The sequence below is a fragment of the Agrobacterium sp. BT-220-3 genome, from assembly GCF_025910175.1.
Lineage (GTDB): Bacteria > Pseudomonadota > Alphaproteobacteria > Rhizobiales > Rhizobiaceae > Agrobacterium > Agrobacterium oryzihabitans.
The window spans coordinates 1-556 of record NZ_JAPAIX010000051.1 but is presented as its reverse complement, the minus strand read 5'-3'; the positions used below and the strand labels follow the sequence as shown (position 1 = coordinate 556).

Annotated in this window: 1 protein-coding gene; it reads right to left on the bottom strand. The window is 59.4% G+C overall.

From position 1 onward, the window contains the following. Position 1: 1 nt before the first annotated feature. The coding region (locus OK142_RS25235; protein WP_498685727.1) for an EF-Tu C-terminal domain-related protein at positions 2 to 556 on the bottom strand (555 nt) is incomplete at its 5' end.

Here is a 556-nt window from a genome sequence, read left to right as displayed (position 1 = left end):
ATTACTCGACGATCGAAGCGACGATGCCGGCGCCGACGGTACGGCCGCCTTCGCGGATAGCGAAGCGCAGCTTTTCTTCCATCGCGATCGGAACGATCAGCTCGACTTCAACGGTGACGTTGTCGCCAGGCATAACCATTTCCGTGCCTTCCGGCAGCGAAACGATACCCGTCACGTCCGTCGTACGGAAGTAGAACTGCGGACGGTAGTTCGTGAAGAACGGCGTATGACGGCCGCCTTCTTCCTTCGTCAGGATGTAGGCTTCTGCCATGAACTTCTTGTGCGGCTTGACCGAACCCGGCTTGCACAGGATCTGACCACGCTCAACGCCGTCACGGGTAACGCCGCGAACCAGCGCACCGATGTTGTCGCCGGCCTGGCCCTGGTCGAGCAGCTTACGGAACATTTCAACGCCGGTAACCGTCGTCTTCGAGGTCGGACGAATGCCGACGATCTCGACTTCTTCACCAACCTTGACGATACCGCGCTCAACGCGACCCGTCACAACCGTACCACGGCCGGAGATCGAGAACACGTCTTCGATCGGCATCAGGAA